Source organism: Streptomyces sp. NBC_00557 (assembly GCF_036345995.1).
GTDB lineage: Bacteria > Actinomycetota > Actinomycetes > Streptomycetales > Streptomycetaceae > Streptomyces.
On sequence record NZ_CP107796.1, the window covers coordinates 4,420,382 to 4,440,052 of the forward strand.

The 19,671-nt window shown below is 71.4% G+C and carries 18 protein-coding genes and 1 tRNA gene; 12 read left to right on the forward strand and 7 right to left on the reverse strand.

Features of this window, described 5'->3' with window-relative positions:
• Positions 1-479 precede the first annotated feature (479 nt).
• From OG956_RS19050 to OG956_RS19080, 7 genes are all read left to right on the forward strand, one after another.
• On the forward strand, positions 480-962 hold the full coding sequence (locus OG956_RS19050) for a CarD family transcriptional regulator (RefSeq protein ID WP_003953493.1): 483 nt from the start codon (positions 480-482) through the stop codon (positions 960-962).
• Between the two features lie 296 nt (positions 963-1,258).
• On the forward strand, positions 1,259-2,035 hold the full coding sequence (gene ispD, locus OG956_RS19055; protein WP_330339170.1) for a 2-C-methyl-D-erythritol 4-phosphate cytidylyltransferase: 777 nt from the start codon (positions 1,259-1,261) through the stop codon (positions 2,033-2,035).
• Positions 2,025-2,516: a 2-C-methyl-D-erythritol 2,4-cyclodiphosphate synthase gene (gene ispF, locus OG956_RS19060; RefSeq protein WP_330339171.1), complete on the forward strand. Its 492-nt coding sequence runs from the start codon at positions 2,025-2,027 to the stop codon at positions 2,514-2,516. The genes ispD and ispF overlap by 11 nt, the downstream gene beginning before the upstream one ends.
• Before the next feature lie 86 nt (positions 2,517-2,602).
• Positions 2,603-3,007 carry a PPOX class F420-dependent oxidoreductase gene (locus tag OG956_RS19065; RefSeq protein ID WP_330339172.1) on the forward strand — a complete coding sequence of 135 codons (405 nt, stop codon included), beginning with the start codon at positions 2,603-2,605 and terminating at the stop codon, positions 3,005-3,007.
• Positions 3,008-3,065: 58 nt separating this feature from the next.
• Positions 3,066-4,466 (forward strand): cysteine--tRNA ligase, encoded by a 1,401-nt coding sequence (cysS, locus tag OG956_RS19070; RefSeq protein ID WP_330339173.1) that lies wholly within the window; start codon positions 3,066-3,068, stop codon positions 4,464-4,466.
• 112 nt (positions 4,467-4,578) lie between these two features.
• A complete protein-coding gene (gene rlmB, locus OG956_RS19075) occupies positions 4,579-5,520 on the forward strand; it encodes a 23S rRNA (guanosine(2251)-2'-O)-methyltransferase RlmB (RefSeq protein WP_330339174.1) in 942 nt (313 codons plus the stop codon).
• A 128-nt stretch (positions 5,521-5,648) separates the two neighbouring features.
• Entirely contained in the window at positions 5,649-7,316 is a 1,668-nt protein-coding gene (locus tag OG956_RS19080) for a DoxX family protein (RefSeq protein WP_330339175.1), read from the forward strand.
• A gap of 131 nt (positions 7,317-7,447) precedes the next feature.
• Here the strand turns inward: OG956_RS19080 and OG956_RS19085 are convergent, their stop codons facing one another.
• The 4 genes from OG956_RS19085 to OG956_RS19100 all read right to left on the reverse strand — a co-directional run bounded on the left by OG956_RS19085 (position 7,448) and on the right by OG956_RS19100 (position 11,729).
• Positions 7,448-8,179 (reverse strand): nucleotidyltransferase family protein, encoded by a 732-nt coding sequence (locus OG956_RS19085; protein ID WP_330339176.1) that lies wholly within the window; start codon positions 8,177-8,179, stop codon positions 7,448-7,450.
• Positions 8,180-8,270: 91 nt separating this feature from the next.
• Positions 8,271-8,732: a hypothetical protein gene (locus OG956_RS19090; protein ID WP_330339177.1), complete on the reverse strand. Its 462-nt coding sequence runs from the start codon at positions 8,730-8,732 to the stop codon at positions 8,271-8,273.
• A 227-nt stretch (positions 8,733-8,959) separates the two neighbouring features.
• Complete coding sequence (locus OG956_RS19095) at positions 8,960-10,096, reverse strand: ABC transporter ATP-binding protein (protein WP_330339178.1); 1,137 nt, start codon at positions 10,094-10,096, stop codon at positions 8,960-8,962.
• Between the two features lie 304 nt (positions 10,097-10,400).
• Positions 10,401-11,729: an RNA-guided endonuclease InsQ/TnpB family protein gene (locus OG956_RS19100; protein ID WP_330339179.1), complete on the reverse strand. Its 1,329-nt coding sequence runs from the start codon at positions 11,727-11,729 to the stop codon at positions 10,401-10,403.
• Positions 11,730-11,904: 175 nt separating this feature from the next.
• On the opposite strand from OG956_RS19100, the gene OG956_RS19105 reads away from it, so the two are divergent.
• Together OG956_RS19105 and OG956_RS19110 are read left to right on the forward strand one after the other, a co-directional pair.
• Positions 11,905-11,978, forward strand: a tRNA-Thr gene (locus tag OG956_RS19105).
• A 172-nt stretch (positions 11,979-12,150) separates the two neighbouring features.
• Positions 12,151-13,392 carry a SpoIIE family protein phosphatase gene (locus OG956_RS19110; protein WP_330339180.1) on the forward strand — a complete coding sequence of 414 codons (1,242 nt, stop codon included), beginning with the start codon at positions 12,151-12,153 and terminating at the stop codon, positions 13,390-13,392.
• A 51-nt stretch (positions 13,393-13,443) separates the two neighbouring features.
• Here OG956_RS19110 and OG956_RS19115 read toward each other — a convergent pair whose 3' ends face one another.
• Positions 13,444-14,364: an aminoglycoside phosphotransferase family protein gene (locus tag OG956_RS19115; protein WP_330339181.1), complete on the reverse strand. Its 921-nt coding sequence runs from the start codon at positions 14,362-14,364 to the stop codon at positions 13,444-13,446.
• Between OG956_RS19115 and OG956_RS19120 the strand changes: the two genes are divergently transcribed.
• From OG956_RS19120 to OG956_RS19130, 3 genes are read left to right on the forward strand one after another with little or no spacing between them, the layout of a single operon-like run.
• Entirely contained in the window at positions 14,363-15,016 is a 654-nt protein-coding gene (locus OG956_RS19120) for a rhomboid-like protein (protein WP_330342884.1), read from the forward strand. The genes OG956_RS19115 and OG956_RS19120 overlap by 2 nt on opposite strands.
• 10 nt (positions 15,017-15,026) lie before the next feature.
• Positions 15,027-16,433 (forward strand): NAD(P)/FAD-dependent oxidoreductase, encoded by a 1,407-nt coding sequence (locus OG956_RS19125; RefSeq protein ID WP_330339182.1) that lies wholly within the window; start codon positions 15,027-15,029, stop codon positions 16,431-16,433.
• 32 nt (positions 16,434-16,465) lie between these two features.
• Entirely contained in the window at positions 16,466-16,945 is a 480-nt protein-coding gene (locus OG956_RS19130) for a GNAT family N-acetyltransferase (protein WP_330339183.1), read from the forward strand.
• Here the strand turns inward: OG956_RS19130 and OG956_RS19135 are convergent.
• The gene (locus OG956_RS19135; protein ID WP_330339184.1) at positions 16,934-18,460 is read right to left on the reverse strand and encodes an MFS transporter; all 1,527 of its coding nucleotides are present in this window, start codon (positions 18,458-18,460) and stop codon (positions 16,934-16,936) included. The genes OG956_RS19130 and OG956_RS19135 overlap by 12 nt on opposite strands.
• Positions 18,461-18,570: 110 nt before the next feature.
• The gene (locus tag OG956_RS19140; protein WP_330342885.1) at positions 18,571-19,542 is read right to left on the reverse strand and encodes a zinc-binding dehydrogenase; all 972 of its coding nucleotides are present in this window, start codon (positions 19,540-19,542) and stop codon (positions 18,571-18,573) included.
• Between the last annotated feature and the right edge of the window lie 129 nt (positions 19,543-19,671).

Consider the following 19,671-nt stretch of genomic DNA (forward strand, 5'->3'; position numbering starts at 1 on the left):
GCTGGGGTAGCGCGAACCCTGCGTCACTGCGGTCACAAGTGACCCTCCAGTCACTTTGCCGGGCGTCTGTCCGGCATTCACATAACCGGGCGCAAAATTTCCGTGAAGGAATGCGTGAGCCCTCGCTGGTCACCGCCGATATTGATCACGCTCCACGTTCCGGGCGGGCGTTGATCAATTCCGGAAACGGCCCGGATCCGCCTCCCGCCCCCGAACGGAGTAGCGGAAGTCGTACGCTTGGAAGCGGACAAAACGGGACGTTCATCCACTTGGAGACGGCTCCCGGAGTGTGTAACGTACGCGTTTCACCTCGCCCGCAGAGCCCCTCCGACCTGCGAATTCCCGGTTCGCCAGGTACCTCGCAGCACGTTCCTGTCGCAGTTGTCAAGCCCCGAGATATGCCCTGACCTGCGAAAACGCCATTCAGAAGACGGCGTATCCGTGTTACCCTGGATAGCCACGGAAGGGGTACCTGTCACATGACGTTCAAGGTTGGCGACACCGTGGTCTATCCCCATCACGGGGCCGCGCTGATCGAGGCCATCGAAACTCGCCAGATCAAAGGCGTGGACAAGACCTACTTGGTGCTGAAGGTCGCCCAGGGTGACCTGACGGTACGTGTGCCAGCGGACAATGCTGAGTTCGTGGGCGTGCGTGATGTGGTCGGTCAGGACGGGCTGGACCGGGTCTTCGAGGTGCTGCGCGCGCCGTACGCCGAGGAGCCCACGAACTGGTCCCGTCGCTACAAGGCAAACCTGGAGAAGCTCGCCTCCGGCGATGTCATCAAGGTCGCGGAGGTCGTGCGTGACCTGTGGCGCCGCGAGCGTGAGCGAGGGCTCTCCGCCGGTGAGAAGCGCATGCTCGCCAAGGCCCGCCAGATCCTGGTGAGCGAGCTCGCTCTCGCGGAGAACACGAACGAGGACAAGGCCGAGGCCCTGCTCGACGAGGTGCTCGCCTCCTGACGCGTCACGGCGGCGACTCTTCGCCTCCGTCAAGCTCAGTACGAACACAGTGAGATGCCGCGGTGCCCGCTGACACTGACCCTGTCGCCGGGCGCTGCGGCATGTCCGTGCCCGCACACGGGTGTTCCCGTGATGTTCCTCGTGAAACCAGTGGACCGGCCCCCCGATACTTGATGTGCCGGGCCCGGGCGGATGGCTCGACCAGGGTCACGGAAAGGGTCCGGTCAAGGCGTCGCGCCCGGCACTCCTGAAGGCCATACCCACCTAGGTCGAGCACACAAACCTGACAGGAACCGATGTCTGACGAATCGCGCCCTTCGCCCGCGCAGACCCCCGTCGCCGCCGTGATTCCCGCCGCCGGCCGGGGCGTCCGCCTCGGTCCGGGCGCCCCCAAGGCGCTGCGCGCGCTGAACGGCACGCCCATGCTCATCCACGCCGCCCGCGCGCTCGCCGCGTCCCGGCACGTCTCCCTGGTGATCGTCGTGGCCCCGCCGGACGGCGCCGCCGAGGTCAAGTCCCTGCTCGACGCGCACGCCCTGCCCGGCGGCGGCCCGAGCGGCAGCCTGGGCAGGACCGACTTCCTGGTCGTGCCCGGCGGGGACAGCCGCCAGGAATCGGTGAAGCTCGGCCTCGACGCCCTGCCCCCCGAGTACGGCGTCGTCCTCGTCCATGACGCGGCCCGCCCGCTGGTCCCGGTCGACACGGTCGACGCGGTCATCGAGGCCGTGCGCGACGGCGCCCCCGCGGTCGTCCCCGCGCTGCCCCTCGCCGACACCGTCAAGGAGGTGGAGCCCGCCACCGAGGCCGGCGCCCCCGAACCGGTCGTCGCCACCCCGGAGCGCGCCCGCCTGCGCGCCGTCCAGACACCGCAGGGCTTCGACCGGGCCACCCTGGTCCGCGCCCACGAGACGGTCACCGGCAACGTCACGGACGACGCGAGCATGGTCGAACAGCTGGGGCTGACCGTCGTGGCCGTACCCGGGCACGAGGAGGCCTTCAAGGTCACCCGCCCCCTCGACCTGGTCCTCGCCGAGGCGGTCCTGGCCCGCAGGAGGCTCAACGATGGCTTCTGAGCCGCTGTTGCCGCAGGTGGGCATCGGCACCGACATCCACGCCTTCGAAGAGGGCCGCGAGCTGTGGTGCGCGGGCCTGAAGTGGGAGGGCGAGGGTCCCGGCCTGGCCGGGCACTCCGACGCGGACGTCGTCGCCCACGCCGCCTGCAACGCCCTCTTCTCCGCCGCCGGGCTCGGTGACCTGGGGCAGCACTTCGGCACCGGGCGCCCCGAGTGGTCCGGCGCCTCCGGGGTGACCCTGCTGACCGAGGCCGCCCGGATCGTCCGCGAGGCCGGCTTCACCGTCGGCAACATCGCCGTCCAGGTGGTCGGCCCCCGCCCCAGGATCGGCAAGCGCCGGGAGGAGGCCCAGAAGATCCTCTCCGAGGCCGCCGGCGCGCCCGTCTCCGTCTCCGGCGCCACCACGGACGGCCTCGGCTTCCCGGGCCGCGAGGAGGGGCTGATGGCCATCGCGACGGCACTGGTGGTGCGCACGGGCTGAGGACGGCCGCCGTGGTGCGGGTGAGCCGGGGGCGTGCGAGGGTACCCTCACGACCATCAGTGATCCCTGGACTCCGGAGGGTGCCCATGTCCGCCGTACTGTCCGACCAGCTCAAGTCCGTGCTCGACGGCAAGGTGTTCATCGTCGTCGGCACCGTCCAGCCCGACGGCAGCCCCCAGCTGTCCCCGGTCTGGGTGAAGCGCGACGGCGACGACCTCCTGTTCTCCACCACGGTCGACCGCCGCAAGTACCTCAACCTGGACCGCGACCCCCGCGTCACCGTCGCCGTCCTCAACCCCGAGCAGCCGTACGAGTACGCCGAGATCCGCGGCACCGCCGAGCTGACGACCGACGGCGGGCCGCAGCTCATCGACGAACTGAGCATGAAGTACACCGGCAAGAAGTACGCGGAGTTCAACCCCGAGGCGGCCAAGGACGCCCAGCGGGTGGTCGTCCGCATCAAGCCGCGGAAGGTCGTCGGGCGGCTCTGAGCCCGACATCGCGGGGAAGAGGCGTGAGGCACCCTGTCGCGCCCACTACCCTGGAGTGGTGACTATTCGCCTGTACGACACCAGCGCCCGGCAGATCCGTGACTTCACCCCGCTCAAGCCGGGCTGTGTCTCGATCTACCTCTGTGGCGCCACCGTGCAGGCGGCACCGCACATCGGGCACATCCGGTCGGGGCTGAACTTCGACATCATGCGCCGGTGGTTCGAGTACCGCGGCTATGAGGTGACGTTCATCAGGAACGTCACCGACATCGACGACAAGATCATCGCGAAGGCCCACGAGCAGGGCCGCCCGTGGTGGTCCATCGGGTACGCGAACGAGCGCGCCTTCGACGAGGGCTACACCGCTCTGGGCTGCCTGCCGCCGACCTACGAGCCGCGGGCCACCGGCCACATCACCGAGATGGTCGAGATGATGCAGCGCCTGATCGAGCGCGGGCACGCCTACGCGGCCGACGGCAACGTGTACTTCGACGTGCGGTCCTTCCCGCAGTACCTCCAGCTCTCCCGGCAGGAGCTGGACAACCTGCTCCAGCCCTCCGGCGAGGGCGAGACGGGCAAGCGGGACCCGCGGGACTTCGCGCTGTGGAAGGCGGCCAAGCCCGGTGAGCCGACCTGGCCGACGCCGTGGGGCGAGGGCCGCCCGGGCTGGCACCTGGAGTGCTCGGCGATGGCGCACAAGTACCTGGGCTCCGCGTTCGACATCCACGGCGGCGGCCTGGACCTGATCTTCCCGCACCACGAGAACGAGATCGCCCAGGCCAAGGCCTACGGCGACGACTTCGCCCGGTACTGGGTGCACAACGCCTGGGTCACCATGGCCGGCGACAAGATGTCCAAGTCGCTCGGCAACAGCGTCCTCGTGTCCGAGATGGTCAAGCAGTGGCGGCCCATCGTGCTGCGCTACTACCTGGGCACCCCGCACTACCGCTCGATGATCGAGTACAGCGAGGAGTCGCTGCGCGAGGCCGAGGCGGCGTTCGCGCGGATCGAGGGCTTCGTGCAGCGCGTGACCGAACTCGCCGGGAAGACCGTGGAGCCGGCCGCCGAGGTGCCGCCCGCGTTCGCCGAGGCGATGGACGACGACCTGGGCGTGCCGCAGGCCCTCGCGGTCGTGCACACCACCGTCCGGCAGGGCAACAGCGCGCTGGCCGCCGACGACAAGGAGGCCGCCGTGGCCCGCCTGGCCGAGGTGCGGGCCATGCTCGGCGTCCTCGGTCTCGACCCGCTCGACGAGCACTGGGCGGGCGAGTCGGAGCAGGGCGAGGACCTGCACGGCGTGGTCGACAGCCTGGTCCGGCTCGTCCTGGAGCAGCGCGAGTCCGCCCGCGCCCGCAAGGACTGGGCCACCGCCGACGCCATCCGCGACCAGCTCAACCAGTCGGGCCTGGTCATCGAGGACAGCCCGCAGGGCCCCCGCTGGACCCTCGGGGCCCGGTAGCCCGAGCCTTGATCGATTGTGCTGCCCGGCCCCCCGGGCGGCACACTGCACAGACGTCACAGACGTACGCACACTCGTTTCCGCAGAGATTTCCGTAGAGAACAGGTAGGTCATGGCCGCGAACAACCGCCGCATGTCCGGCAAGAAGGGCGCGCAGGTCGGCAGCGGCGGCAAGCGGCGCCGGGGCCTCGAGGGGAAGGGCCCGACCCCGCCCGCCGAGATGCGCAAGGGCCACGCCAAGCAGCGCGCCGCCGCGGCCAAGGCCCGCCGCGCCCAGGGCCGCGCGCCGCAGCGCCGGGGCGGCGGCAAGTCGGCCTCCGAGCTGGTCGTCGGCCGCAACCCGGTGGTCGAGGCGCTGCGCGAGGGCGTCCCCGCCTCCACGCTCTACGTCCAGCAGTTCATCGACAACGACGAGCGGGTCCGCGAGGCCCTCCAGCTCGCCGCCGAGCGCGGCAACATCAACCTGATGGAGGCCCCGCGCCCCGAGCTGGACCGCATGACCAACGGCCTCAACCACCAGGGCCTGGTCCTGCAGGTCCCGCCGTACGAGTACGCGCACCCCGAGGACCTGCTCGACGCGGCGGCCGACGAGGGCGAGGACCCGCTGATCGTCGCCCTCGACGGCGTCACCGACCCGCGCAACCTCGGCGCGGTCGTCCGCTCCGTCTCCGCCTTCGGGGGCCACGGCGTCGTGGTGCCCGAGCGCCGCTCGGCCGGCATGACCGCCGGCGCCTGGAAGACCTCCGCCGGCACCGCCGCCCGCACCCCGGTGGCCCGCGCCACCAACCTCACGCGCGCCCTGGAGTCGTACAAGAAGGCCGGACTCACGGTCGTCGGGCTCGCCGCCGACGGCGAGGTCGAACTCGGCGATCTGGAAGCCCTCGACGGCCCGGTCGTCATCGTGGTCGGCAGCGAGGGCAAGGGCCTGTCCCGCCTGGTCGGCGAGACCTGCGACTTCCGGGTGCGCATCCCGATGCCGGGCGGCGCGGAGTCCCTCAACGCCGGTGTCGCGGCGGGCGTCGTCCTCTACGAAGCGGCACGCCGCCGGAGCTGAACACCCGTCCGACACCTCACCCGTGCGGGGTAATTTCGGCGTCCATATGGCGCTAGGGCCGAGTTTGACGGGGTCCGGACACATCCGCCCGGTCAGAACAGTGTCCTAACTCCACGTCACTCGGTTAGATGAGTGTGGACACCAGAACACCCCGCACACCCACGGGGGACCGCTCGTCGGGATTCCAGTCCGGACCCGACGACGCTCCCGCGCTGAGCATGGTGAAGGTGCCGAGCGATCCGGCGCAGGTCATCGTCAATCACGCCAGCTTCCGCGTGCAGCTGGGCGCGTCGTCGGCCACGCGCACCCGATCCCCGCGGATCGCCCGGTATCCGAGCGCCGTCCAGGACTCCGCCCGGATGCCCGTCGTGGGCACGGCGGGCCGGGCGGGCGCCGCCGGCCGCCGCCGCCCCGTCGTGTGGAGCGGCAGGTCCGCCCCCGACGACACCGGCGCCCACCGGCTCCTCCAGGCCGTGCGGGGCAGCAGCGTCCGCCACACCGAGGAGCCCGAGGCCGGCGCCACCCAGGTCATCCCGCGCGTGGAGACCGGCTACGCCGACACCTACGACCGCACCTACGACGAACTGGAACAGACCGTCGGGACCCCGCTCGTCGGCCACCAGCGCACCGCCCCCGACGGCACCCGGCTGCTGCCTTCCACGCACCCGGTCGGCGGCGCCTACGACCAACCCCCCTACACGGACGACGGATACGAGGGCTACGACCCGTACGCGGACGCCGCCGACCCCGGCGCCCCGCGCCCCGCCCGCCGCCACGCGGACGACCCGGCCCGGCACGCCTACTACCCCGGCCGCCGGATGAACCTCGGCGTCGTCCTCCTCCCGCTCCGCATCTTCCTCGGCTTCATCTCCATCTACGCCGGCATGGGCAAGCTGTGCGACCCCGTCTACTTCGACGGCGGCAAGCGCGGCTCCATGGTCAAGTGGCTCAACACCCTGCACCCCTGGGACGTCGCCGAGCCGCTGCGCCAGTTCGCCCTGCACCACCCGGTCGGCTCCGGCCTCGTCATCGCCTTCCTCCAGGTGGTGGTGGGCGTGCTGACCATCCTCGGCTGCTGGCAGCGCGTGGCCGCGGTCGTCGGCGCGCTCCTGTCCGCGGCGCTGATCGTCACCGTCAGCTGGAAGACGGTCCCCGCGTACGACGCCCCCGACATCATCTACCTGGCCGCCTGGTCGCCGCTGATCATCGCGGGCGCCCCCGTCTACTCCGTGGACGGCCGTCTCGCCGCCGGGGCCTGGCGCCGCCTCGGCCCCCGCGCCGACATCTGGGACCTGCGCCGCTACGTCCTGCGCCGCGGCGCGCTCCTCACCGCCCTCACCGTCGGCGTCACCCTGCTCGTCGGCTCGCTGCTCGGCGGCGCCGTACGCGACTCCAGCCGCGTCGTCGTCCCCGGACCCGGCGAGGCCCCCCGCAACAACCTGCCGGGCTCCCCGCTCCCGCAGGACCCCGGCAAGCGGCACAGCAAGAGCCCGGCGGCCTCCACGTCGCCCACGGGCGGTGCCACGGCCGGCGCCAGCCCGTCCGGCGCGGCGACGACCCCGGGCGCCACGCGCAGCGCCGGCGGCACGACCACGACGCCCACCCAGACCCAGGGCACCACGGGCCAGGTCCCGCCGCGCCAGTCCTCCCCGACGGGCGGCGTCCCCAGCACGACGGCCGGCCCGACCAGCACCGGCGGCACGGCCGGCGGCGCCTCGTCCTCGGGCGGCACGAGCGGCTCCGGCGGCTCCTCGTCCTCGGGCCAGCCCGGCCTGGTGGGCGGCTTGCTCGGCTAGCCGGCGGCTCCACACGAAAGGGGCCCCGTACTTCCTCGAGTACGGGGCCCTTTCGTGTGTCCGTGTCCGGTGTGCGGGGAACCGGGGGGCCCGCAGGACGGCACGAGCAGCGAACGCGCACCCGCGCCCCGCTACCGCCCCAGCGCGGCCAGCTCCTTCGCCGCCTCCGTCAGGTCCTTCGCGGTGTCGATGGCCCGCCAGTACGCCCCCTGCGGAATGGGGAAGCCGAACAGCCTCCGCTCCCGGGCCAGCCCGGGGAACGTGGTCCGTTCGTGGTCCCCCCGCTCCGGCAGCAGCGAGGCGAACTCCGGCGCGAAGACGTACACGCCCGCGTTGATCTCGAACGTGGACGGCGGGGCCTCGATGAAGTCGGTGATGTGCCCGAACCCGTCGGTCTTCACCGCGCCCCAGGGGATGCGCGGCCGGGCGAGCGCCAGGGTCGCCGTGGCGTCCCGCTCGGTGTGGAAGTCGGCCATGTCCCGCAGGGAGAAGCGGGTCCAGATGTCGCCGTTGGTGGCGTACCAGGGCCGGTCGGGGCGGGGGAGATGCGCGGCGGCGTACTTGAGGCCGCCGCCGCGGCCGAGGGGCTCGGTCTCCACGACGGTGGTGACGGAGACGGGCAGGTCGGCGGAGTCCAGCCACTTCTGCAGGACCTCGGCGAGGTGGCCGCAGGAGACCACCACGTCGGTCACGCCTTCCTCGGCGAGCCAGGCCAGCTGGTGGCCGATGATCGGGGTGCCCGTGCCGGGGATCTCGACCATCGGCTTGGGCCGGTCGTCGGTGTAGGGACGCAGCCGGGAGCCCTGGCCCCCGGCCAGGATCACGGCCTGGGTGGGGCGCGACGCGGCGTTGGGATGGGTCATGACCGCACTGTACGCGGCGCCCCGCCGGGCCCGGCCGGCAACGGCGCGCTCCTTGGGGTGCCGTTACCCGAAGGAGCGCCGTCGGCGGCCGTCAGCTGTGCGCCGCGAGCACGCCCGAGGCGAACGCCGTGTCGCACACCGGGCGGGCGTAGGACTGGGCGCGGGAGGCGCCGTAGATGCGCACGGCGGCCTGGCCCAGGGCGCGGGCGATGGCGGAGCAGTGCCGGGCCAGCGAGGGGTGTCCGTTGACCGCCTGCTGGAGGTGGGTCAGGACGACGCCCGGGTTCTGGTCCTGCAGCTCGCTCATCAGGCGGTCGCGGAGCACGTCCTGCGGGGCCTGGGAGACCGTCTTGGTGGCGACCTCCGCCGAGGAGACGTCGGAGGCGGCCAGCACCGAGCTGGAGGGGCTGCCCGTCCAGTTGACCCGGGTGACCGCGAGGGTCCCGGAGAGCACCAGGACGACGGGCAGGACGAGGGCGAGAGTGCGGCCGATCCGGCGGGCAGGGCCGCCCCGGTGGCCGCGTCGCGTCTGAGGGGTGGTGGAGTGCTTCACGCGTGTGAGGGTAGCGCGCGGTAATGATTTGGCGACATTCAGTCACCCCTTCGGGGGATGAAGAGGCGCTGATTTCTGGGTAAGGGGTTGACGCGCTCCGCCCGGAATGATCGCTGTGCCGGGGTATTTCCCGCGCGTGTACGACGCGAAAGGGGCCCCGCGGCACTCCGCGGGGCCCCTTTTCGTCAACCTCGCCGCGAAACGGCAGCTCGGTGGCGTGAACGCGGTCAGTCGGACAGCCGCTCACCGGAGGAGGTGGAGAACACGTGGATCTCGCCCGGCCGCGGCACGACGTGCAGCGTGGAGCCCTTCTCCGGGACCTGGCGGCCGTTCACACGGACCACCAGGTCCTTGACCTCGCCGCCGACCTCCGCGGTGCCGTAGACGTAGCCGTCGGCGCCCAGCTCCTCGACGACGTTCACGGACACGGCGAGACCGGCCGGCGCGTCCGCGCTGTCCTTCGTCAGGGACGCGGCCGCACCGCCGTTGTGCTCGACCACGTCGAAGTGCTCGGGCCGGACACCGACCGTGACCGTGCGGTCGCCCTTGTCGGAGGCGGCCTTCAGCGCGTCCCGGTTGACCGGCACCACGCTGTTGCCGAACTTCACACCGCCGTCGGTGATCGGGACCTCGACCAGGTTCATCGCCGGGGAGCCGATGAAGCCGGCGACGAAGAGGTTCGCGGGCCTGTCGTACATGTTCCGCGGCGAGTCCACCTGCTGCAGGATGCCGTCCTTGAGCACGGCCACCCGGTCGCCCATCGTCATGGCCTCGACCTGGTCGTGGGTGACGTAGACGGTGGTGATGCCGAGACGGCGCTGCAGCGAGGCGATCTGCGTACGGGTGGAGACGCGGAGCTTGGCGTCCAGGTTGGACAGCGGCTCGTCCATGAGGAACACCTGCGGCTCACGCACGATCGCGCGGCCCATCGCGACACGCTGCCGCTGACCACCGGAGAGCGCCTTCGGCTTGCGGTCCAGGTACTCGGTCAGGTCGAGGATCTTCGCGGCCTCCTCGACCTTCTGCCGGATCTCCGCCTTGTTGACGCCGGCGATCTTGAGCGCGAAGCCCATGTTGTCGGCGACCGTCATGTGCGGGTAGAGGGCGTAGTTCTGGAACACCATGGCGATGTCCCGGTCCTTGGGCGGCAGGTGCGTGACGTCGCGGTCACCGATGCGGATCGCGCCGGCGTTGACGTCCTCCAGGCCCGCGAGCATCCGCAGCGAGGTGGACTTTCCGCAACCCGACGGGCCGACCAGGACGAGGAACTCACCGTCCTCGATCGCGATGTCGAGCGAGTCGACGGCGGGCTTCGTGGAACCCGGGTAGATCCGGGTCGCCTTGTCGAACGTGACTGTGGCCATGGTGAATGGGCCCCCTTCTACCGGCAGGAACGTGCCGGACGATCCGTTGTAGGAAGGTGGTTGGTGTAGTCCACACGGGTGAACTGGGTCAGGACGGTACCTTGCGAACACCTGAGCTGTCAGTACCTAGGCGACTTTGACCTACGCCCGATCTTTGCTCTGAGCGCGTCACCCTCACAGGTGACGGTTCCTGTTTCATCACCCACTGCCAGCCCATACAGCTCTACTGAGCTGCGCTGACCGGTCTTACACGGGCTCCGCAGGCTTTGCGGCCGACGGTCCGTCGGTCCGTACGCGCAGCCGGCTACGCGGCGGCCAGCAACCGCAACCCCTCCTGCCGGAGGTTCACGGCCGCATTCACATCCCGGTCATGCAGCGCACCGCATGCGGCGCACGTCCACTCTCTGACCGATACGTCCATCTTCGGCCCCAAGGCACGACACGCCGAGCAACGCCGAGTCGAAGGGAAGAACCTGTCCACGAACACCAGCTGCCGCCCGTACCACTCGCACTTGTACCGCAGCTGCCGTACCAGCTCACCCCAGCCGGCATCGAAGATCGTCTCGTTCAGCCTCGCCTTCCTCCGCCGTCCCTTGCCACGAGCCGCACGCGTCAGGTTCGCGACCGAAAGATCCTCCACCACGAGCACTTGGTTCTCGCGCACGAGGCGGGTCGTCAGCTGGTCGAGCATGTCCCTGCGCACGTCACCGATCAGCACGTACAGACGCGCGATCTTCTGCCTGACCTTGTTCCGGTTCCTCGAGCCCCTCACCTTCCGGTGCAGCTCCCGCTGCAACCGCGCCAGCTTCTCCGCATACCGCCTCAACAATCGCGGATGATCGAACTTCGTACCGTCGTCCAGGGTGACCAAAGACGCCAGCCCCACATCCAGCCCCACCGCCTTCGGCTCCCGCGTCCCCGGCGCGAAAACCGCAGGAAGCGGCGCTATGCGCTCCTCGACCAGCGTCGACACGAAATACCGGCCCGCGCGGTCACGCGTCACCGACAACCGCACCGGAACCACACCTCCAGGCAACGCCCGCGACCAGCGAATGTCCAATGGCTGCGACTGCTTGGCCAGCGTGATCGACCCAGTGCCGGGCTGCTGCGGATCCTCGACCCACCTGAAGCCCCTACGGCTATATGTTGCCGAATCCCGCGCCCGACCCTTCTTCTCTCGTTTCGGATACTTGGCTCGTCCCTTGAAGAACCGCTGGTAGGCCTGGTCGAGGTGGCGCAGAGACTGTTGAAGCGTGACGGAGGAAACGTCGTTGAGCCACTCCTTCCCTTCCGCCCGCTTCCACCCCGTCAGAGCCCGACACGTCTCCGCGAACCCCACATGCACCCGATACCGCTCCCACGCATCGGAACGCAGCGCCAACCCCTCGTTGTAGACCCACCGACACGCACCGAACGTCCGCTCCAACTGCTCGGCCTGCTCCTCGGTCGGATAGAAGCGGAACCGGTACAGGCGGTGATGGGCTTCGGGGTCCTTGGCGTGCGACTGCAGCCGGCTCGCCCTGCGCGTGTGGTGCTTGCGGCGGCCGGCGATGCCGAGCACCTCGCGCTTGATGTGCTCGGCATCGCCGCCCCGCTCCGCCATCGGCTCCGGCTTCACCGCAACCTTCTCCATGGACCCTCCCCCGACGATCCGACCTTCGGAACAGCACGTCAGACCGATCAACGAACGGGTGCACGGCTGGTTACGCACAGTTTTTCGGACGCACGGAGCCCGGAAGTTCGTGGCTAGGGGGAAGGGGGCTGTGTACAGTGGTGCCGCCTTCGCGTACGGCGTGGTAGTGCGTGGCGCCCCCTTAGCTCAGTTGGCTAGAGCGCGTGACTTGTAATCTCGAGGTCGTCGGTTCGACTCCGACAGGGGGCTCTGAAAAACCGCTCCCACCTGGGGTTCTTCTCGGTGGGACGTTCTCCCGGCCCCGGATTCTCGTCCGGGGCCGTCTTCGTGGGCGGGTTTCTCGGCGTGTCTCGTGTGGTGATCACTCCCGCATGGTGGGACACCGGAGAGAGGGCACCGCCGGAGGGACGGGAGAGCGCCTGTGACCACGCCGCCGATCGACTACCGCGCGCTGTTCGCCGCCACTCCCAGCCCGTACCTGGTCCTGGGCCCCGATCTCGTGATCCTCGACGTGAACGGCGCCTACTGCCGGGCGACCGGCCGCACGGCGGAGGAGCTGATCGGGCGCTACCTCTTCGATGCGTTCCCGGACAATCCGGCCGATCCGCACGCCGACGGGGTGCGGAACCTGAGCACCTCCCTGCACCGGGTGCTGCGCTCGAAGGAGCCGGACACCATGGCGGTGCAGAAGTACGACATCCCGGTGCCCGGCCGTCCCGGGGAGTTCGAGGAGCGCTGGTGGTCCCCGGCCAACACCCCGGTGCTCGGGCCCGGCGGCGAGGTGGCCTGGATCATCCACCGGGTCGAGGACGTCACCGACTTCGTGCTGTCCCACACCGCCCGCTCCCGGGAGGGCCGGGCGCTGAGCGAGCGGGAGGCCATGGAGGCCGAGCTGTACGCGCGGGCGCGGGAGCTGCAGATCGTGAACGAGCAGCTGCGGCAGGCCCACGCCCGGGAGCGGAAGGTGGCCGTGACCCTCCAGGAGGCGATGATGCAGGCGCCGGACCTGGCGCAGCATCCGAACATCGCGGTCCGCTACCTGCCCGCGGCCAAGGGGCTGAACGTGTGCGGTGACTGGTACGACGTGGTGGACCTGCCCGACGGCGCCTACGCGGTCGCGGTGGGTGACGTGGTCGGCCACGGCCTGGAGGCGGCCGCCGCCATGGGCATGCTGCGCAGCGCCCTGTCCGCCGCCGTGCGCGCCCTGTGCGAGCCGGCCAGGGCGATGGAGGTGCTGGGTCTGTACGCCCGGTCGGTCCAAGGGGCCCTGGCCACCACCGCGGTCAAGGCGGTCGTCTCCCCGCGCGGCCGGCACATCACCTACAGCAGCGCCGGTCACCTGCCGCCCGTCCTGGTCCGCCCCGACGGCACCTTCATCCTGCTCGACCAGGCCACCGACCCGCCGCTGGGCGCCCGCCCGCACCACGTCCCGCGCCCCCAGGCCGCCGTCGCCTACGCGCCCGGCGACACCCTCGTCCTCTACACCGACGGGCTCGTCGAGCGCCGTGACGAGGACATCGACGCCGGCCTGCACCGGCTCACCGCCACCCTCGCCGGCAACGCGCGGCTCGGCCCCGACCACCTGGCCGACGTGCTGCTCTCGCGTCTCGGCGTCAGCAGCGGCGGGCACGACGACATCGCGCTGATCGTCGTCCGCCTGTAGTGCCCGGGAAAAGTGCCGCTGATCCGGGAGTCTGCGCAGGTCAGGGCTTGGTCAGCATCCGGTGCGGAGGCGGCGTGCCAGTTCCAGCCCGCGTTCCCCGACGGGCCGGCCGTCCTTCACGTCCCACAGGACGTTCTGCAGCAGCCGGCCCAGCGTCCACGCCAGGGCACGGTCCCGGTCCAGGCCGAGGATCTCCGTCATCGCGTCGAAGCGCCGGCGGACCTCGGCCGCCTCGAACCGGTTGTCCAGTGCCGGCCACAGCTCGAATCCGGGGTCGCCCGCGAGCGGCTTGGGGTCGATGGCCAGCCAGTCGGCGCGGTCGGCGGCCAGCACGTTCTCGAAGTGCAGATCCCAGTGGAGCAGCCGGTCGCCGGGCTCGCCTGCGACCTCGCGCACGGCGGCCGCGCAGTCGGCGACCGTGCGGCGGGTCGCCGGGTCGGGTATGCGCTTGAGCGCCCACGGTGTCCGCTCCAGCATGGCCGCGGCGATGTCACCGAGCCGGCGCATCCCGGGCGGCGCCGGGAAGGACGTCAGGTGGGCCAGCAGCCGTGCGATGACGACCACCGCCGCACGGGTGTCGGCCACGGCGGACAGCATCCGCGAGGCGTCCAGGCGCTCCAGCAACATGGTGCCGGTCGCCGGATCGTGGTCGAGGAGGCGTACGGCGCCGTCGCCGTCCCACGCCCGCAGCGCGACCGGTTCGCCCTCGCTCTCCTCGTCCGGCAGCTGCAGCTTGAGGACGGCGGGTGTGCCGTCGGCGCGGACGACCGGCAGGACCAGCGCGCTCACGCCGTTCATCGACGGCCCGTCGAGCCGCAGCCGCCAGTGGTCCAGGAAGGCGGCCGCGAGACCCGGCAGGGCCGCGACGAACGCCCGCCCCGCCGCGCCGTTGTACCTCTCCTGGGCCTGGGCCAGCTCGCCGGGAATGTCGATCACGGGCCGGACGATACTGGCATGCGTGAATCGGCTCATGGGAATCAACCGGGACTTCGGCGGCGTATGGGCGTACATCCGCAGTGCCCCGGGCACCTATGTGTGGCTCCTGGTGCTGTTCGTCACGACCGTCGCGCTGCACCAGATGTCACCGGAGTTCGAGCAGCACTTCCTGCGGCAGCGGTCCACCAACATCCACGAGTTGTCCCACAACCCGGTGCGGGTGCTCATCTCCAGCGCGATGTGGATCGACAGCGGGCACTGGCTGCCGTACGTCCTGCTGTACACGGTGTTCCACGCGCCCGCCGAACGCTGGCTCGGCACCGCCCGCTGGCTCGGTGTGTGCGCCTGCGCGCACGTGCTCGCCACGCTGATCAGCGAGGGCGCCCTGCTGAAGGCGATCCGGGACGGCATGGCCCCGCACTCGGCGGTCAACACCCTGGACATCGGGGTGAGTTACGCGCTGGCCGGTGTCGTCGGCGTCCTCACCTACCGGATCGCGGCGCCCTGGCGCTATGTGTATCTGCTGGTGGTCCTGGTCGTCTTCGCGCTGCCTCTGGCCGAGGGCCGCACCTTCACCGAACTCGGTCATTTCGTCTCCGTGCTGATCGGCCTCGCCTGTTATCCGCTGACGAGAGGCCGCGGAAAAGCATGGAATCCGAAGGAGACACTGGAGGCTTTGAGGGGTTAACGTCCCGGCCATGAGCAGCTCGGCAAGCGGCGCCGTCAACGGCGGGATCTCCTTCTGGTACGCGGACGACGGCCTTCCGGCGGTGCGGGAGCCGCTGCCCGGGGACGCGACCGCCGACGTCGTGATCGTCGGCGGCGGCTACACCGGTCTGTGGACGGCGTACTACCTGAAGAAGGCCGCCCCCTTCCTGCGCATCACCGTCCTGGAGCAGAAGTTCTGCGGCTACGGCGCCTCCGGCCGCAACGGCGGCTGGCTCTACAACGGCATCGCGGGCCGCGACCGCTATGCCCGGCTGCACGGCCGCGAGGCGGCCGTACGGCTGCAGAAGGCGATGAACGACACCGTCGCCGAGGTCGTCGCGGTCACCGAGGCCGAGGGCATCGACGCCGGCGTGCACCGGGGCGGCGTGCTCGAAGTGGCCACCACTCCGGCCCAGTTGGCCCGGCTGAAGGCCTTCCACGAGCACGAGCTGTCGTACGGCGAGAAGGACCGGGAGCTGTACGGGGCGCGGGAGACCGCCGAGCGGATCCGGGTCGCGGACGCGGTCGGCTCCACCTGGACCCCGCACGGTGCCCGCCTGCACCCCGCCAAGCTGGTCAAGGGCCTGGCGGCGGCCGTGGAGGCCCTCGGCGTCACCATCCACGAAGCGACTCCGGTGACCGAGATCCGCCCCAAGCACGCCGTCACCCCGTACGGCACCGTCCGCGCCCCCTACGTCCTGCGCTGCACGGAGGGCTTCACCGCTTCCCTGAAGGGGCAGCGGCGGACCTGGCTGCCCATGAACTCCTCCATGATCGCCACCGAGCCGCTGACCGAGGAGCAGTGGGCGTCCATCGGCTGGGAGGGCCGCGAGACCCTCGGTGACATGGCCCACGCCTACATGTACGCCCAGCGCACCGCCGACGGCCGGATCGCGCTCGGCGGCCGGGGTGTGCCGTACCGCTTCGGGTCCCGCACCGACAACGACGGCCGCACGCAGCCGGCGACGATCGAGGCCCTGCACGAGATCCTGACCCGCTTCTTCCCCTCGCTGGCCGGTGTGCGGGTGGCGCACGCCTGGTCGGGAGTGCTGGGCGTGCCGCGCGACTGGTGTGCCACGGTGACCCTCGACCGCTCCACCGGGCTCGGCTGGGCCGGCGGCTATGTCGGTTCGGGTGTCGCCACCGCCAACCTGGCCGCCCGCACCCTGCGCGACCTGGTCCAGCGGGACTCCGGCCAGGGCGGCCGGACCGAGCTGACCGACCTGCCCTGGGTGAACCACAAGGTCCGCAAGTGGGAGCCGGAGCCCTTCCGCTGGCTGGGCGTGCACGGCATGTACGCCACCTATCGCGCGGCCGACCAGCGGGAACGGCTGCGGCCGGGCACGGAGTCGTCGCGGCTGGCGCGGGCGGCGGACCGGGTGGCGGGACGGCACTGACGGGCCGCGCCGGGCCGGGTTAGCCTCCCGGCATGATCCGTGCCGCGACTGCAGACGACATCCCCGCCATCCACGCCATGATCCGTGAGCTGGCCGCGTACGAGAAGGCCCCGGAGAAGGCGAGGGCGAGCGAGGAGCAGCTCGCCGAGGCGCTGTTCGGCGAGCGGCCGGCGGCGTTCGCGCACGTGGCGGTGGACGACGCGAGCGGTGAGCCGGTCGGGTTCGCGCTGTGGTTCCTGAACTTCTCGACCTGGCGCGGGGTGCACGGTATTTACCTGGAGGATCTGTACGTCCGCCCGGCCGCGCGCGGCGGCGGGCACGGGCGGGCGCTGCTGACCGAGCTGGCGCGGATCTGCGTGGAGCGCGGGTACGGCCGGCTGGAGTGGTCGGTGCTGGACTGGAACCGGCCCGCGATCGGCTTCTACGAGGCGCTGGGCGCCCGTCCGCAGGACGAGTGGACGGTGTACCGGCTGACGGACGGGGCGCTCGCGGCGCTGGGCTCAGCCCACTGACTCCACGACCGGCGGTTTCGCGGCCGTTCCGTGCTTCGGCGCCCTGGCCGTCACCATGACGGCGGCGACCAGGCCGGCCAGCAGCATGACGGCGGCCGCCCAGCCGATGGCGACCGTGTAGCCGTGCACGACGCCCGCCGGGATCACCGTGGCCTTCTGGGCGGGGCTGCGCAGATGGGCGGTGATGTAGGCGGTGCTGCTGGTGGTGGCGATGGTGTTGAGCAGCGCCGTGCCGATGGAACCGCCCACCTGCTGCGAGGTGTTGACGGTCGCGGAGGTCACGCCGGAGTCGCGCGGGGCGACGCCCGCGGTGGCGGTGGCGAACACGGGCATGAAGGTCAGGCCCATGCCGAGCCCCATCAGGAGCAGGGCGGGCAGGATCTCGGTGGGGTAGGAGGAGTGGACCGTCATGCGGGTGAGGAGCAGCATGCCGCCGGCGGCGAGGGCCATGCCGGGGGCCATGAGCGTGCGCGGGGCCACGTGGTGCAGCAGCCGGGCGGAGATCTGGGTGGAGCCGGTGATGATCGCGGCGGTCAGCGGCAGATAGGCGAGACCGGTTTTGACCGGGGAGTAGCCGAGGATGACCTGCAGGTAGTAGGTCATGAACAGGAACAGGCCGAACATGCCGATCGTCGCGAGCATCATCGTCAGGAAGCAGCCGGCGCGGTTGCGGTCCTCGAGGATGTGCAGCGGCAGCAGGGGGCTCGGGGCGCGGTTCTGCCACCACACGAACGCGGCGAGCAGGGCGACGCCGGCGGCGAAGAGGGCGAGCACCAGGGGGTCGCTCCAGCCGCGCGGCTGGGCCTCGCTGAAGCCGTAGACGAGGGAGACCAGGCCGCCGCAGCCGAGTGCGGCGCCGGGGACGTCGAGGCGGGCCTCGCGGTGGCCCGGGCGGTCGTGGAGCAGGGCGAAGGCGCCGACGACGGCGAGGACGGCGATGGGCACGTTGACGTAGAGGCACCAGCGCCAGTTCAGGTACTCGGTGAGCAGTCCGCCGACGATGAAGCCGATCGCCGAGCCGCTGCCGGCGAGGGCGCCGTAGATGCCGAAGGCCTTGCCGCGTTCGCGCGGGTCGGTGAAGGTCGTGGTCAGCAGGGAGAGCGCGGACGGCGCGAGGACGGCGGCGAAGACGCCCTGGAGGGCGCGGGCGCCGAAGAGCATGCCGGAGCTGGTGGCGGCGCCGCCGAGGGCGGAGGCGACGGCGAAGCCGACGAGCCCGAAGACGAAGGTGCGTTTGCGACCGACGAGGTCGGCGATGCGGCCGCCGAGCAGCAGCAGGCCGCCGAAGGCGAGGGTGTAGGCGGTGATCACCCACTGCCGGTTGCCGTCGGACATGTGCAGGGCGTGCTGGGCGGAGGGGAGCGCGATGTTCACGATGGTCGCGTCGAGGACGACCATCAGCTGGGCGAGCGCGATGACGACCAGGGCCCACCAGCGGTGCGGATCCGTTCCCTCGGGGGTGTGTCCGGCGTCGTGTGCGGGGGCGCCGGCGTCGCCCGTTCGGCCGGTACTCATCTGGCCAGAAGACCACGAATCGGGGCGTAGTGCACCCCCGTCGGCGGTTTTGTCGTGCTGATCAGGTCCAGTGTTATCTGTCGGATATTGGCCGGTTATCGGCCTGTTCGTCATGGTTCCAGTACCACCTTTCCGATCGTGCCGCGGTTCTCGAGCGCGCGGTGCGCGGCGGCCGCCTCCGCGAGCGGGAAGCGGGTGACGGCCGGACGCAGCCGGCCGTGGGCGGCCTCGGCGAGCGCGCGCAGTTCGAGTGCGCGCAGGCCGCCGGCCCTGCGGAGCATCTCCGGGCCGAGGACGGACTCCGACAGGCCCTCGACGGCGTACCCCCGGCCCTCACTGATCCCTTCGGCGGACCAGCCGAAGACCAGGTGCCGCCCGCCGGGTCCGAGCAGGGCGACGGCCTGCCGGGCCGCCTCGCCGCCGACGCCGTCGTAGACGAGCGTGGCCGGCCTGCCCCCGAGGTGGGCGCGGACCTTCGCGGGCCAGGAGCCGTCGGTGTAGTCGACGGCGAGGTCGGCGCCGTTCGCCCGGACGCGGGCGGTCTTGGCGGGGCCGCCCGCGAGCCCGATCACGGTGGCGCCGGCGTTCCGGGCGTACTGGACGAGCAGGGTGCCGATGCCTCCGGCGGCGGCCGGCACGACCACCACGTCGTCCGGTCCCGGCTCGGCGAACCCCACGATCCCGAGCGCCGTGCGGCCCGTGCCGATCATGGCGACGGCCGCGGCGAAGTCCAGGTTCGCCGGGATCTCGTGGACCCGGTCGACGGAGGCGACGGCCCGTTCGGCGTACCCTCCGGGCGCGAAGCCGAGGTGGGCGACGACCCGCTTGCCGAACCACAGCTCGTCGGCGCCGTCACCGAGCGCGTCCACCACTCCGGCGACCTCCCGGCCGGGCACGGTCGGCAGGGCGGGCAACTCGGGCAGCGGGCCCCGGTGGCCGGCGCGCAGCGCGGCGTCGAGCAGGTGCACCCCGGCCGCGGCGACCGCGATCCGCACCTGGCCCGGGCCGGGGACCGGGTCCTCGACCTGCTCGTACGTCAGGTTCTCGGCGGGCCCGAAGGCGTACAGACGGACGGCGTGCATGGCGAACCCCCTGGCGGACGACCGGCTCATCGCGCCCACCCTCCGACCTCAAGTCCGCTTGAGGTCAAGCACGGACCGGTACTGCGGTGCATGGGACGGACTCTCCCCCTCGGGTCGTCACCTCGTTCC